Source organism: Stenotrophomonas mexicanensis (assembly GCF_032911605.1).
In the GTDB taxonomy this organism is placed as follows: domain Bacteria; phylum Pseudomonadota; class Gammaproteobacteria; order Xanthomonadales; family Xanthomonadaceae; genus Stenotrophomonas; species Stenotrophomonas maltophilia_A.
In genome coordinates this window covers 67011-80303 of sequence record NZ_JAWJTG010000016.1, presented here as the reverse complement: position 1 = coordinate 80303, position 13293 = coordinate 67011, and the positions used below count along the sequence as shown (strand labels likewise).

Below are 13293 nucleotides of genomic sequence, written 5' to 3'. Positions count from 1 at the left end.
CCTCATGGCCTGAATCGGCCTTCTTGTAAGTGTCCGTGAAAACGGGGTAGAACCCGTGCGGCGCTTCACCGTATTCAAGCTAGTACCCAGAGTTCGCCCAACAACGTCGGGGTCATCTTTTCTTCCAAGTTGCCGATATAGAAGGCAACTCATTGGAGGGCAAGCATGAACTGGCTGGACTGGGAAGTTCTCTATTGGAAATGGATACCGGTGTGGTCATGGATCTACATAGGCTCGCTGCTGTCTGTGGTTGCGCTGTTCGCATTCTGGGGAATAATCGAACGGCGCCAGGGGCATGAGCGGTACTTGGTGACGCAGAGCACAGCGATGACTTGGACGGTGGTCTGGAGCATTCTTGGTGTGACGGGACTGGTTCTAAAGTCCGTCTCCGCTGGAATGAGCCCTTCGATGTTCCGAGCGGGAATGATGATGCTCCTGGCCCCGATTCTGCCAGTCGCAGTTTGGCTACAGTGGCAGTGGAACGTGACCCGCGTGCTTGTACTGTCGAACCCCGACCGTGGCCAGCCCGCCTGCGAGTGGAATCCTGCGTATCGCTATGTACTGGAGCCGATTGGATTCGGGAAGGTGCAGCTCCACGTAGTGAAGCGTTCGAAGTCTCGATTTATGCGATTGATTCGAATTCAAAAGTGGAAGCCCGAACAAACCTCCAATATAGGCGTGCTGGGCGGGAGAGCCGCGTTGGTGGGACTGCTCAATGGACTACTGCCTGGTGAGCAAATCGAACTCATCACGCCCAATGCTGGATTGACGAAAGCCTTAGACAAGGCGGTGAAGAAAGGGCTTCCGGCTGAGTTCGCAGTGTCGCCGGCAGCGAGGAGGCTGGGGCATGTGGCGCTGCTTGGAGGACGTTTGATGGGAGGAGGTTGGAGCTGGGCTTTCGCCATGCGCAATCCAGTGATTAGTGGCTACAGAATCCGACGCATGTGATTGCACGATGAGTCGCCCCGCGGCTTGTTGCTCGGCGGGACCTCAGGCAGAACCAGCGTGCATGCCGGGCGTGGAGGGGCTGGGTGGCACCGGCCCTGCTACCGCTGTTGGAGGTCCGATGCCGAGTAGGCCGATTCTTTTCTTGTGCTACCAGGGCTTAGAGAAGCGCCAGCGGCAGACGGCAGTTGCGCTCTGAAGGGCCGGGTCATGCGCTAGCGGGCTGGAAAATCTACTGAATCAGCTCGCATGGTTGAGGAAAATTTCTCCTGGCTTCCTCTTAGGCTATTGATTTAACCGTATTTTTTCGTCCGCTCGGGCGCTAGTCTGATTTGCTCCTGTGTACACAACCTTTCTGATCGGACGCTCGCCTGCAGCACAAAAGAAAGCCCCGCTCATGCGGGGCTTTTCTTTGTCCGCGATTCCTGCGGAGTTGTGCCCCGCAGCATCGGTTTTCGTGCACCGCGACTTGCAAACAGACAATTTCCTCCCCTATGGTGCAATCGATTGCATTGCTGTGAATCGTTGCGTTTGATACCGGTTGGGAGGCCGGCAGGTGGATGTCCATCCATTCGATCAGACCGGCCCCGGCGACGGGCCTCACGCGGCGCGATGCGTTGCGCATGGCGGTTGCTGGAGGCGTAGCTCTGGGTACTGCGGGTACGCTGCCCGCATTCGCCGCCACGGCGCCGCTCAAGGGCAACCTGAAGCATTCTGTCGCCCGCTGGACCTTCCCGCAGCTGTCCGTCGCCCAGCTCTGCGCGACGGTGAAGGACATCGGCTTTGCCGCGATCGACCTGGTCGGCCCGGAAGACTGGTCCACGCTGAAGGCGAATGGCGTGTACAGCTCGATGTGCAACGGCGCGGAGCTGGGCCTGACCAAGGGCTTCGCCGGCCGCGAATTCCACGACCAGCTGGTGGAGCGCTACACGCGGCACATCGATCTGGTCGCCGATGCCGGCTATCGCAACCTGATCTGCTTCTCCGGCAACCGCAACGGCATGGACCCCGCCGAAGGCATGGCCAATGCCGAGGCCGGCCTCAAGCGCATCCTCGGGCACGCCGAGAGGCGCGGGGTGGTGCTGGTGATGGAACTGCTGAATTCCAAGGTCGATCATCGTGACTACCTGTGCGACCACTCCGCATGGGGTGTGGAGCTGTGCCAGCGGCTCGGCTCGGACAACTTCGGCCTGCTCTACGACATCTACCACATGCAGATCATGGAAGGCGACATCATCGCCACCATCGGCAAGCATCACGCCTGCTTCAAGCATTACCACACCGCAGGCGTACCCGGCCGGAACGAGATCGGAGACCAGCAGGAGCTCCACTATCCGGCCATCTGCCGCGCGATCCGCGACACCGGTTTCAAGGGGTATCTGGCGCAGGAGTTCACGCCTGCAGCGCCCGATCCCGTTGGCTCATTGCGCGAGGCGATCCGCCTCTGCGACGTCTGAAACGATATCCACCCAGGTGAGAAACCCATGGCAGATAATCACTACGACGCCATTGTTGTTGGCTCGGGAATCAGTGGCGGTTGGGCGGCGAAGGAGCTGACCGAAAAGGGCCTGAAGGTCCTGATGCTGGAACGCGGACGCAACATCGAACACGTCAAGGACTACGTCAATGCGATGAAGGAAGCGTGGGACTTCCCGCACCGCAACCGGCCAACGCAGGCGATGAAGTCCGACTTCCCGGTGCTGATGCGCGACTACGGGCTGGCGGAGAATCTGGAAGGAATGTGGGCCAACGAACAGGACTCACCCTACATCGAGACCAAACGCTTCGACTGGTTCCGTGGCTACCACGTCGGCGGCCGCTCGCTGCTGTGGGGGCGGCAGAGCTATCGCTTCTCCGACCTGGATTTCGAGGCGAACCTCAAGGATGGTATCGCCGCTGACTGGCCGATCCGCTACGCCGACATCGCGCCATGGTACGACTACGTGGAAAAGTTCGCCGGCATCGCCGGCACGCGCGAAGGACTGGACGTGTTGCCGGATGGTGAGTTCCTGCCGCCGATCCCGTTGAATATCGTCGAGAAGGACGTAGCTGCGCGGATCAAGAAGGCCTTTGGCGGAACGCGCCATATGATCCACTCGCGCACCGCCAACATCACCAAGCCGATGCCCGAGCAGGGGCGCGTCAACTGCCAGTACCGCAACAAGTGCATCCTGGGCTGCCCCTTCGGTGCCTACTTCTCGACCCAGGCGGCGACGCTGCCAGCGGCGATGAAGACCGGCAACCTGACCTTGCGGCCGTTCTCGATCGTCAAGGAAGTGCTCTACGACAAGGACCGCAAGCGTGCGCGCGGGGTGGAGATCATCGACGCGGAGACTGGGCAGACCTACCAGTACACGGCCAAGGTCATCTTCCTCAACGCGTCGTCGTTCAACTCGACGTGGCTGTTGATGAACTCGGCCACTGATGTGTGGGAGGGCGGGCTGGGCTCATCGTCGGGCGAGCTCGGGCACAACGTGATGGATCATCATTTCGGTGCGGGTGCCTCGGGTCGGGTCGAGGGCTACGAAGACAAGTACTACTTCGGTCGTCGTCCCTGCGGCTTCTACATTCCGCGTTTCCGCAACGTCGCGACCGACAAGCGCGGCTACCTGCGCGGGTTCGGCTACCAGGGCGGTGCCAGCCGCACCGGCTGGTCGCGCGAGATCGCCGAGCTGAACATCGGTGCTGATCTGAAGGAGGCGCTGACCTTGCCCGGTGACTGGCGCATCGGCATGACCGGGTTCGGCGAAATGCTGCCGCACCACGACAACACGATCCGCCTGGACCGCGACCGCAAGGACAAGTGGGGGCTGCCAGTGCTGGCGATGGACGTTGCCATGCGTGCCAACGAACTGGCGATGCGTAAGGACATGGCCGCCGATGCCGCCGAGATGCTGGAGGCGGCTGGCGTCAAGGACGTGAAGATGCACGACAACGATTACGCCCCGGGCAAGGGCATCCACGAAATGGGGACCGCGCGCATGGGACGTGATCGGAAGAGCTCGGTGCTGAACCAGCACAACCAGGTCTGGGATGCACCCAACGTCTATGTGACCGACGGGGCCTGCATGACCTCCAGCGCCTGCGTGAATCCTTCGTTGACCTACATGGCGCTGACCGCGCGCGCGGCCGACCACGCCGTGCGCGAACTGAAAGCGGGGAACCTGTGATGGATCGCCGCGAGCTGTTGAAGATGATCGTCGCCGCCACCGGTGCGGCCATGGTCGGCCTGCCTGCGCTTGTGCAGGGGCAGGCACCGGCCGCCGCCACCAAGATTCATTTCTCCGATGCCGACGTCGCCACGCTGGACGAGATTGCCGAGACCATCCTGCCGCGGACCCGGACACCAGGGGCGAAAGATGCCGGCGCCGGCCTGTTCATGGCGACCTTCGTCAACGACTGCTACACCGCCCGGCAGCAGGTAACGGTCCGCGCAGGGCTGACCGATATCGACAAACGGGCCGGTGGCCGCTTCGTATCGCTCACGCCGGAAGCCCGCACCGAATTGCTGCGCACGCTCGATGCAGAAGCCAAGGCACGTCATGCCGATGTGACCGAAACCGGTACGCCTGAAGAGGGCGAGGCGATGCCGCACTACTTCACGATGCTCAAGCAGCTGGCCATCTTCGGCTTCTTCACCTCCAAGGTCGGCGCCACCGGGGTGCTGCAGTACGTCGCCGTGCCGGGGCGCTACGACGGCGATCTTGCTTATGTTCCCGGCACGCCCGCCTGGGGGACCAGCTGATGGAGTGCAACAGGATGATCAAGCCGCTGCTGATCGCGGCCACCGTGCTGGCCGCCGCATCCGTGTTCGCGCAGAACGGTGCCGACGCCGCGCGCGATCCGAAGAAGACCGAGGTGTGGACGCCGGTACCTGCGACCGTTGCCACGCCGCCAGGCAGGGCCCCGTCCGACGCAATCGTGCTGTTCGATGGCAAGGATGTCTCCGCGTGGGAGTCGGAGCAGGGCGGAGGCGTGCCCTGGAAGGTTGCCGATGGCGCCATGACCGTCGTGCCCGGCAGCAAGGGCATTCGCACCAGGCAACGCTTCTGCGACGTCCAGCTGCATGTCGAGTGGCGCACGCCCACCGACACGAAGGGCTTCGACGGACAGAACCGCGGCAACAGCGGGATCTTCCTGCAGGAGCTGTATGAACTGCAGGTGCTCGACAGCTACAACAACCCGACCTATGCCAATGGCCAGGCGGGCTCGATCTACAAGCAGGCCATGCCGTTGGTGAACGCCTCGCGCGCACCGGGACAGTGGCAGGCCTACGACATCCTCTGGAAAGCACCGCGCTTCTCGGCGGGCGGTGGGCTTGTCTCGCCCGCGCGCATCACGGTGCTGCACAACGGCGTGCTGGTGCAGGACGACACTGTGCTGGCCGGCAAGACCGAATACATCGGTGCGCCTTCCTACGCGCCGCATGGGTGTGCGCCGCTCTATCTGCAGGAACATGACTCCAGGGTCAGCTACCGCAACATCTGGGCGCGCGAGTTGTAGTGGCACGCGGCCGGCGTGGTCGCCGGCCGCTTACTTCGCCAGGTAGCTGGCGATGTCATTGATCTCCTGCTGTGACAGCTGGGAGAAGGGCGGCATCAGCCCGCCGCCCTTGCTGATCTTTTCCTTGATCTGTGCGGGTGCCATGCGCTTGCCGATATCGGTGAGCGCCGGGAACGCGCCCGGCATGCCCGCAAGATCGGCGCCGTGGCAGGCCACGCAGTTCGCGGTGTAGAGCTTTGCACCCGCAGCCGGGTCGTCCTTGCACCAGGCGGTTGTCGCAACGCTCATGCCGCCCAGGGCCACCGCCATTGCCAGGATCATTTTCATGTGGGGCTCCTTGATGCGTCAGCGCCGCGCACGGGCGGGCACGCGGGTGGTCAGGTGCTCACGCAGATAGTCCGCACCGGTCTGGATGACCTTGGCCGGATCGCGCGGCTGGTCGTGCTCGATGATGTACCAGTGCACGCCGGCGGCTGCCGCAGCAGGCAGGATCGCGTTCCAGTCCAGCACGCCCTGGCCCACCGCAGCGAATCCGCCTTCGTCTTCGGCCTGGCCCTTGGGCGCATTGTCCTTGGCGTGTACCGCGAACACGTGGCCGCGGAACTTTGCCAGCATCACTGCCGGGTCCAGGCCTGCACGCGCGACCCAGGCCAGGTCCAGCTCGCTCTGCAGGTCTGGACCGGCGGCGGCGAACAGCAGCTCCAGCCCGGTCCTGCCATCGAAGTCGGCCAGTTCGAAGTCGTGGTTGTGGTAGGCCAGGCGCATGCCCTTGCCGCGCGCCTGCTTTGCGATGCGGCCCAGTTCCTGGCCCAGGGCGGTCCAGCCGGCGGCATCGCCCGGGCGATCCTTCTTGTCCAGGTACGGCACCACCAGCGTCGTGTTGCCGATCGACCGGTTGAAGGTCACCACCCCATCCAGGTTGCTGCGCAGCTCGGCCAGCGGCACATGCGATGAAATTGCCTTGATCGAATACCGGTCCAGCAGCTGCTTGAGCTCGGCGGCGCTGGTGTTCTGCGTGCCGACCGTTTCCACCGCATGGACGCCAGCGTCGTGGACGATCTTCAGCTGCTGCTCGAGCGAGCCGGCATCGCGCAGGGTGTACATCTGTACCGCGATCGGCTTCTGCGTGCTGACAGCTTCGACTGCAAAAACGGGCAGGGCAGCGAGCAGCAGAATGAGGCTTGCAGTTCCATGGACAAGGGCTTTCATCAACAGATCCTCCCGGGTTTCAACCGATGGTGGTCCAGGCACGCGACCTGGCTGATGCAATGACACGATCGACGATCTGCGCCGAGCGCAGGCCGTCCTCGAAGGTGGGCAGGCCCTGCGGCCGCTCGCCCTCGATGGCGCGATAGGTGTCGGCGACAAACGCTTCGAAGCACTGGGCGTAGCCCTGCGCGTGTCCGGCCGGCAGCACGGAAAGGCGACGTTGATCGGCACTGCCGGCGCCTGGTCCGCGCACGAAGATCTCCTCGCGTTGGTCGGGCAGGCCGATCCACAGCCGCTCGGCGTCTTCCTGGTTGAAAGCCACGCTGGCCTTGGCGCCGTCGATCTCGAACCAGAGGCGATTGCGGCGTCCGGCCGAGACCTGGCTGACCGTCAACGACGCCAATGTGCCGGCGCCGGTCCTGAACATCGCCGCCGCCACGTCCTCGCTCGTTACCTCCTGCATTGCGCTGGCTGCGGTTGGCGTGCTGAAGCTCTGCCCGCTGACGGCGCCACGCTCGGCGATGACCGTAGAGAACGCCGCGCTGACCTCGGCGAAGCGTTCGCCGCTGACCCATTCCACCAGGTCGCACCAGTGCGAGCCGATGTCGGCGAATACGCGCGATGCGCCACCCAACGCCGGGTCCACGCGCCAGTTGTTGCTGGCCGGGTCCAGCAGCCAGTCCTGCAGATAGCTGCCGTGGATCAGGTGCAGTGGCCCCAGATCACCTTGCGCTATGCGTGCGCGCGCCTCGCGCACCACCGGGTGGTAGCGATAAACGAAAGGTACTGTGGCGACCAGCCCGGTTGAGGCGGCCAATGCTGCAAGGGCCTGCGCATCGTCCAGCGTGGTCGCCAGCGGTTTCTCGCAGATCACGTGCTTGCCGGCTTCCAGCGCGGCCTGCGCCATCGCGCGGTGCAGATGGTTTGGCGTGCAGACATGCACGACCTGTACCTGCGGATCGGCGATCACCTCTTCGATGTCCCGATAGGCGCGCGGGACATTCCACAGCTGCGCCATCTCACGCGCGCGCTGCGCTGACGAAGCGGCAACGCCGCGTACCTCGGCACCGGCGAGCAAGGCCGCGCGGCGGTGCACGGCGCCGATCATGCCGGCGCCGACGATGGCGATTCCAAGCGTTGGCATCGGCTCGAATCCTCAGGGTGTGGAAGATGCGGCGGCCACGGCGGGCCGGTCGCGGAACAGCAGCAGGAAGGCGATCAGCACCACCAGTGCGACACCAGCCGGGAACAGCCAGATCTGCTGCCAGTCGGGGCCGGCCTCGGTGGTGAAGTGCTCCACCACCGCGCCGGACAGGAAGGTGCCGATCAGCATGCCTACGCCGTACGTGGCCAGGGTGATGAAGCCCTGCGCGCTGCTGCGCACGGCGGGGCCGGCATGGGCATCGGTGTAGATCTGGCCGGTGACGAAGAAGAAGTCGTAGCAGATGCCGTGCAGCACGATGCCGATCACCAGCAGCGAGAAGCCGCTGCCCGCATCGCCGAAGGCGAACAGGACGTAGCGCACCACCCACGCCGCCATGCCGACCGCCAGCATGGTCTTCACCCCCAGCCGCACGAACAGGAACGGCATGGCCAGCATCAGCAGTACCTCGGAAACCTGGCCCAGCGACTGCAGGCCTGCGGCGCCGCGCACGCCCAGGTCGTTGAGATACGGATTGGTGAAGTTGTAGTAGAACGACAGCGGGATGCAGATGGCGATGGAGGCCAGGAAGAACACCAGGTAGGCGCGCGACTTCAGCAGCCGCAATGAATCCAGCCCGAGGATCTGCCCCAGCCCGGCATCGCGCTGCTGTGCCAGTGGCGGCGTGTGCGGCAGGGTGAACGCATACAGGCCCAGTACCAGCGATGCCAGCGCCGCCATGCGGAACGTCAGTTCAAGCCGATGGGCCTGCTCCCACCCCAGCCAGCCGATCAGCACGCCTGCGACAATCCAGCCGATGCTGCCGGCCACGCGTACCAGCGGGAACTGTTTCTCGGGCGACTGCATGTGCCGCATCGCCACGCTGTTGGCCAGTGCCAGCGTGGGCATGAACAGCAGCATGTAGCCCATCACGCAGGCCGAGAACACACTGAAGCTGGTGGCGGTGGACGCCAGCCACATCAGTACCGCGCCGGCCAGGTGCAGCACCGCTAGGATGCGCTGCGCGGCGAAGTAGCGATCGGCGATCAGGCCGACCAGCAACGGCGCCACGATCGCGCCGATCGACTGGCTGAGGAAGGCGGTGGCCACCTGGCTGGCGCTGGCCTGCAGCGGGCCCTGCACCAGGTACGTCCCGAGGGTCACGAACCACGCTCCCCAGATGAAGAACTGCAGAAACATCATCGCGCCCAGGCGCGACATGGCGTGCGACATGGCTTGCCCTCCCGGGGCGGCAATGGCTCAGATTCCCAGCATGTGGTGCAGTGATGCGGCGTCCGTGCCACTGTCGGCAAAGTCATCGAAGGCGCGCTCGGTCACCCGGATGATGTGGTTGCGGATGAAGGCGGCACCTTCGCGTGCGCCGTCTTCCGGGTGCTTCAGGCAGCACTCCCATTCCAGTACCGCCCATCCGGGGAAGTCGTACTGGGCGAACTTGGAGAAGATCGCCTTGAAGTCGATCTGGCCGTCACCGGGCGAACGGAACCGGCCCGGACGATCGATCCAGTCCTGGTAGCCGCCATACACGCCGCTGCTCGCGCTGGCGTGATACTCCGCGTCCTTGACGTGGAAGATGCCGATGCGCGCGTGGTAGCGGTCGATGAAACCCAGGTAGTCCATCTGCTGCAGCAGCAGGTGGCTGGGGTCGTACAGGATCTTCGCGCGGGGGTGATGGTCCACCACATCGAGGAAGCGTTCAAAGGTCGCGCCGTCGTGCAGGTCCTCACCCGGGTGGATCTCGAAGCACAGGTCCACGCCGCAGGCGTCGAACGCATCCAGGATCGGGCGCCAGCGGCGGCCGAGTTCGGCGAAGGCTTCCTCCACCAGTCCCGGTGGACGCTGCGGCCAGGGGTAGAAATAGGGCCAGGCCAATGCGCCGGAGAACGTGGCATGCGCGGTCAGCCCCAGGCGCTGACTGGCTTTGGCGGCCAGCAGAAGCTGCTCGACTGCCCAAGCCTGGCGGGCAGCCGGATCGCCGCGCTTGTCCGCCGGCGCGAATCCGTCGAACAGGCTGTCGTAGGCCGGATGCACCGCGACCAGCTGCCCCTGCAGATGGGTGGACAGCTCGGTGATCTGCACGCCATGACCGGCCAGCATGCCGGCGACGTCGTCGCAGTACGCTTGGCTGCGCGCGGCCTCGGCCAGATCGAACAGGTGGGGCGCGCCGGTGGGGACTTGTACGCCAGAATAGCCCAGACCCGCGGCCCATCCGGCCAGCGTGTCCAGCCGATCAAAAGGAGCTGTGTCGCCGATGAACTGCGCCAGGAACAGCGCTGGACCCTTGAGCGTCTTCAACGTGATTCGCCCTCGATGCAATCGATTGCATTATCCTAGCAGGGGCTCACGCAGGACCTGTTGTGCACTGCACAGCAGACAGGAGAACTAATGCCATGGCCACCATCTACGACATCGCGAAGCACGTCGGCGTCTCCGCAGGCACGGTGTCGCGGGCGCTTTCCCGGCCGGACAAAGTGCTGCCGGCTACCCGCGCGCGCATCGAGCAGGCCGCTGCCGCACTGGGCTATGTGCCCAACACGGTGGCCCGCACGCTCAAGACCCAGCGCAGCGGCAAGATCCTGGTCACCGTCCCGGACATCGCCAATCCGTTCTTCGCGCAGATCCTGCAGGGGGCGGAGGACGCCGCACAGGCGGTCGGCTATGCGGTTCTGCTCGGCGATACCCAGCATCAACCCGACCGCGAGGAGCGCTATGCGCAGATGCTCCCGCGCAACGAGGCCGACGGCATGATCGTGCTGGGGCACCGCCTGCCGCCCACGGCGCGCGAGATCGTCCAGCAGCGCGGTGCCGCCGCGCCGGTGATCAACGGCTGCGAGTTCGACCCCGCACTGGGCATTCCCAGCGTCCATATCGATAACGCCGCGGCCGCGCGCGTGGTGATGGAACATCTGTATGCGCTGGGACACGAGCGGATCGCCGTGGTCGGCGGACCGCCGGACAATCCGCTGCACCAGCAACGGCTGGAAGGGGTGCGGGCGGCCGGCAAGGCGCGTGGACGCCTGCGCCAGCTGAACATCGTGCCGGGTGACTTTTCGGTGGAATCCGGCCATGCGGCTGCCATGGCGCTGCTGGACGGCATGTCTGCGCCAACGGCGATCTTCTGTTTCAGCGATCAGATGGCGCTGGGCACCCTGGCGGCCTGCCGCGATCTGGGCATCCGCGTGCCGGAGGACCTGTCCATCGTCGGCTTCGATGATCTGGCATCTTCCCGCTACCTCACGCCGCCGTTGACCACCATCCGGCAACCGATGCGGGAGATCGGTGAGCGCGCGGTCAACCTGCTGCTTGCCATCATCGAGCACATGGATGTGCCGCTGCAGCAGACGCTGGATTTCAGCCTGATGCTGCGGGGTTCAACGGCGCCACCCAGGCGTGGGTGAGGCAGGGTAACCGCCGTGAATCCTTGATCCCGAATTGACGCAGAGCTGTCAGACTCACCACAGGCCGCCCGGCAAGGGCGTGCGATCGCGCAAGGGGGTCGGCAATGCCGTTCTTGACGGACTCGACGGAAGTCGCGGTCGAAGGCATAGGCGCGGCACGTCGCATCGGCTGGATGCGCTTCGTGGGCAATGGGCTGGGTGCGATTCCCATCGCCTCGATCATTCTTGAACGTCAGGACGGCCCGTGGGCCTGGGTGTTGCTGCTGCTCAACGCGCTGGCCTGGCCGGCGCTCGCGCTGGTGCTGACCCAGCGCTCACGGCAGCCTGCGGTGGTCCAGTTCCGTTGCATGGTGGTTGATTCCTTCTTTGGCGGTGGCTGGATCGCCTTCATGGGGCTCAGCGTGGTACCCAGTGCGTTGTTCGCCGCGCTGCTGGTCGCCGACAAGATCGCCGCCGGTGGGGTGAAGCTGGCGGTACGGGCCACACTGGCACTGGTAGCGGGATTCGCGCTCACCTGGTGGGGCCTCGGGTTTCCTTACCAGCCGGTGTCATCGCAGCGCACGATCGTGCTCAGCGTGCCGTTCCTGTTCGTCTACGGCATCGGCCTCAGCATCCTCAGCTGGCAGCTGGCGCGGCGGGTGAAATCGCAGAACCGCCAGTTGAAGCGGCTGAGCCGCATGGACCCGCTGGTGGAGCTGGCCAACCGCGGCTTCCTGATCGTCCGTGCGCAGCAGGCACTGGACAAGGCGCAGGGGCAGGGTGGTTTTGCCTGCCTGCTGATGCTTGATGTGGATGACTTCAAGCGCATCAATGACTCGCACGGTCATCGCGCCGGGGACGAAGTGCTGCGCCATATCGCGTCCACCTTGCGCGCCTTCGCCCGGCCTGGCGATACCCCTGCGCGGCTGGGAGGCGACGAGTTCGTCGTGCTGCTGCAGGACTGTGCGCCCGTCGATGCGATGCATGTGGCAGAGCGGGTTCGGCTGCAACTTCTGGAGGCAGCACGGCAGGCAACCCCGGGCATCGAGTTCAGCGTCAGCATCGGAATCGCGGCGACGCCGCGCGGTGGCAGCGTCGAGGACTGGCTGGCACTGGCCGACCGCGCGCTGTACCACGCCAAGCGCCAGGGCAAGAACAACGCCAGCTATGGCGAATGAGGTGTTGACACGTCTCTGGCGCAGGCCAGCAGCTGGGCGGCCGTTGCCGGAGGCTTGCAGCGCACCGCCAACTGCAGCGTAGTGGTCGGCATGCCCAGTTCCAGCGCAACAAAAGCCAGGCCGCTGCGGTGCATGCTCTGCATCGAGGCCGGCACGATGGCGATGCCCAGGCCGGCAGCGGCAAGGTTGATCGCCGAAGCCACCTGCGGCGCTTCCTGCTGGATGGTAGGCGCAAAGCCCTGGCTGCGGCAGGCAGCGACGACGTCTGCACTCAGGCCCTGGCCCGATTTCCGCGAGAACAGGATGAAGCGCTCGTCGCGCAGCTCGATCAGCGCGATGCTCGTCCGGCACGCCAACGGGTGATCGGCCGGCAGTACTGCCACCAGGGGTTCGGCACTGAGTTGCTGTGTCATCCGTTCACCGGTATTGGAAAACGGCGGGCGCACGATTACTGCATCGAGCTCGCCATCATCGAGGCGCCGGACCAGGGATTCACTGCCATCTTCTACCAGCCGCACCTGCACTGCCGGATGCGCCCGCTGGAAGCTGCGCATCAGCGCGGTGACCGCCTCGTTGTAGGTCGCCGATTCGGTCAGCCCCAATGTCAACGTGCCGACCTCGCCGCGTGCGGCGCGCAGCGCCTCCTCCTTGGCCTGGTCGACGCGCGCGAGGATGTCCTCCGCAGCTTTCGAGAATACCTGGCCAGCATCGCTGAGCACGATGCCGCGTCCCTGCCGGTGGAACAGCGGTGTGCCGATCTCTTCCTCCAAGGCGCGGATCTGCTGCCCGAGCGGCGGCTGGGCGATATGCAGGGCCTCGGCGGCCTTGGTGAAGCTCTGCAGCTGGGCAGTCATGACGAAGTAGCGCAGGTGCCGCAGTTCCATTGGAACCTCAAACGTTCTGGTGCTGTACGAACACGGTA

The 13293-nt window shown here is 64.8% G+C and carries 13 protein-coding genes; 7 read left to right on the top strand and 6 right to left on the bottom strand.

Annotated features, from left to right (window positions below; all coding sequences use genetic code 11):
* The first annotated feature begins 165 nt into the window (after positions 1 to 165).
* The 5 genes from R1L06_RS09280 (at position 166) to R1L06_RS09260 (ending at position 5448) form a co-directional block, all read left to right on the top strand.
* On the top strand, positions 166 to 948 hold the full coding sequence (locus R1L06_RS09280; RefSeq protein ID WP_317217532.1) for a hypothetical protein: 783 nt from the start codon (positions 166 to 168) through the stop codon (positions 946 to 948).
* 557 nt (positions 949 to 1505) lie between these two features.
* Positions 1506 to 2402, top strand: coding sequence for a hydroxypyruvate isomerase family protein (locus tag R1L06_RS09275; protein ID WP_317217531.1), 897 nt, complete (start codon positions 1506 to 1508; stop codon positions 2400 to 2402).
* A gap of 27 nt (positions 2403 to 2429) precedes the next feature.
* A complete protein-coding gene (locus R1L06_RS09270; protein ID WP_317217530.1) occupies positions 2430 to 4115 on the top strand; it encodes a GMC oxidoreductase in 1686 nt (561 codons plus the stop codon).
* Positions 4115 to 4690 (top strand): gluconate 2-dehydrogenase subunit 3 family protein, encoded by a 576-nt coding sequence (locus R1L06_RS09265; RefSeq protein WP_317217529.1) that lies wholly within the window; start codon positions 4115 to 4117, stop codon positions 4688 to 4690. The genes R1L06_RS09270 and R1L06_RS09265 overlap by 1 nt, the downstream gene beginning before the upstream one ends.
* Positions 4691 to 4704: 14 nt before the next feature.
* A complete protein-coding gene (locus R1L06_RS09260) occupies positions 4705 to 5448 on the top strand; it encodes a 3-keto-disaccharide hydrolase (protein ID WP_317217528.1) in 744 nt (247 codons plus the stop codon).
* A gap of 30 nt (positions 5449 to 5478) precedes the next feature.
* Here R1L06_RS09260 and R1L06_RS09255 read toward each other — a convergent pair whose 3' ends face one another.
* Genes R1L06_RS09255 through R1L06_RS09235 form a run of 5 tightly spaced genes read right to left on the bottom strand, consistent with a single transcriptional unit; the run spans position 5479 to position 10111 of the window.
* Positions 5479 to 5775 (bottom strand): c-type cytochrome, encoded by a 297-nt coding sequence (locus R1L06_RS09255; RefSeq protein WP_317217527.1) that lies wholly within the window; start codon positions 5773 to 5775, stop codon positions 5479 to 5481.
* Between the two features lie 18 nt (positions 5776 to 5793).
* The gene (locus R1L06_RS09250) at positions 5794 to 6657 is read right to left on the bottom strand and encodes a sugar phosphate isomerase/epimerase family protein (RefSeq protein ID WP_317217526.1); all 864 of its coding nucleotides are present in this window, start codon (positions 6655 to 6657) and stop codon (positions 5794 to 5796) included.
* 19 nt (positions 6658 to 6676) lie between these two features.
* Positions 6677 to 7801: a Gfo/Idh/MocA family protein gene (locus tag R1L06_RS09245; protein WP_317217525.1), complete on the bottom strand. Its 1125-nt coding sequence runs from the start codon at positions 7799 to 7801 to the stop codon at positions 6677 to 6679.
* Positions 7802 to 7813: 12 nt separating this feature from the next.
* Entirely contained in the window at positions 7814 to 9031 is a 1218-nt protein-coding gene (locus R1L06_RS09240) for a nucleoside permease (protein WP_317217524.1), read from the bottom strand.
* Positions 9032 to 9058: 27 nt separating this feature from the next.
* On the bottom strand, positions 9059 to 10111 hold the full coding sequence (locus R1L06_RS09235; protein WP_317217523.1) for a sugar phosphate isomerase/epimerase family protein: 1053 nt from the start codon (positions 10109 to 10111) through the stop codon (positions 9059 to 9061).
* A gap of 95 nt (positions 10112 to 10206) precedes the next feature.
* Between R1L06_RS09235 and R1L06_RS09230 the strand changes: the two genes are divergently transcribed.
* Positions 10207 to 11214 (top strand): LacI family DNA-binding transcriptional regulator, encoded by a 1008-nt coding sequence (locus tag R1L06_RS09230; RefSeq protein WP_317217522.1) that lies wholly within the window; start codon positions 10207 to 10209, stop codon positions 11212 to 11214.
* Positions 11215 to 11318: 104 nt separating this feature from the next.
* Positions 11319 to 12371, top strand: coding sequence for a sensor domain-containing diguanylate cyclase (locus R1L06_RS09225; RefSeq protein WP_032127639.1), 1053 nt, complete (start codon positions 11319 to 11321; stop codon positions 12369 to 12371).
* On the opposite strand, the gene R1L06_RS09220 is transcribed toward R1L06_RS09225, so the two are convergent.
* On the bottom strand, positions 12359 to 13255 hold the full coding sequence (locus tag R1L06_RS09220) for a LysR family transcriptional regulator (protein ID WP_317217521.1): 897 nt from the start codon (positions 13253 to 13255) through the stop codon (positions 12359 to 12361). The genes R1L06_RS09225 and R1L06_RS09220 overlap by 13 nt on opposite strands.
* Between the last annotated feature and the right edge of the window lie 38 nt (positions 13256 to 13293).

Coding starts and splice junctions, on each gene's coding strand:
- R1L06_RS09280 (WP_317217532.1), top strand. CDS start 166: ATGAACTGGCTGGACTGGGAAGTTCTCTATTGGAAATGGATACCGGTG.
- R1L06_RS09275 (WP_317217531.1), top strand. CDS start 1,506: ATGTCCATCCATTCGATCAGACCGGCCCCGGCGACGGGCCTCACGCGG.
- R1L06_RS09270 (WP_317217530.1), top strand. CDS start 2,430: ATGGCAGATAATCACTACGACGCCATTGTTGTTGGCTCGGGAATCAGT.
- R1L06_RS09265 (WP_317217529.1), top strand. CDS start 4,115: ATGGATCGCCGCGAGCTGTTGAAGATGATCGTCGCCGCCACCGGTGCG.
- R1L06_RS09260 (WP_317217528.1), top strand. CDS start 4,705: ATGATCAAGCCGCTGCTGATCGCGGCCACCGTGCTGGCCGCCGCATCC.
- R1L06_RS09255 (WP_317217527.1), bottom strand. CDS start 5,775: ATGAAAATGATCCTGGCAATGGCGGTGGCCCTGGGCGGCATGAGCGTT.
- R1L06_RS09250 (WP_317217526.1), bottom strand. CDS start 6,657: ATGAAAGCCCTTGTCCATGGAACTGCAAGCCTCATTCTGCTGCTCGCT.
- R1L06_RS09245 (WP_317217525.1), bottom strand. CDS start 7,801: ATGCCAACGCTTGGAATCGCCATCGTCGGCGCCGGCATGATCGGCGCC.
- R1L06_RS09240 (WP_317217524.1), bottom strand. CDS start 9,031: ATGTCGCACGCCATGTCGCGCCTGGGCGCGATGATGTTTCTGCAGTTC.
- R1L06_RS09230 (WP_317217522.1), top strand. CDS start 10,207: ATGGCCACCATCTACGACATCGCGAAGCACGTCGGCGTCTCCGCAGGC.
- R1L06_RS09225 (WP_032127639.1), top strand. CDS start 11,319: ATGCCGTTCTTGACGGACTCGACGGAAGTCGCGGTCGAAGGCATAGGC.
- R1L06_RS09220 (WP_317217521.1), bottom strand. CDS start 13,255: ATGGAACTGCGGCACCTGCGCTACTTCGTCATGACTGCCCAGCTGCAG.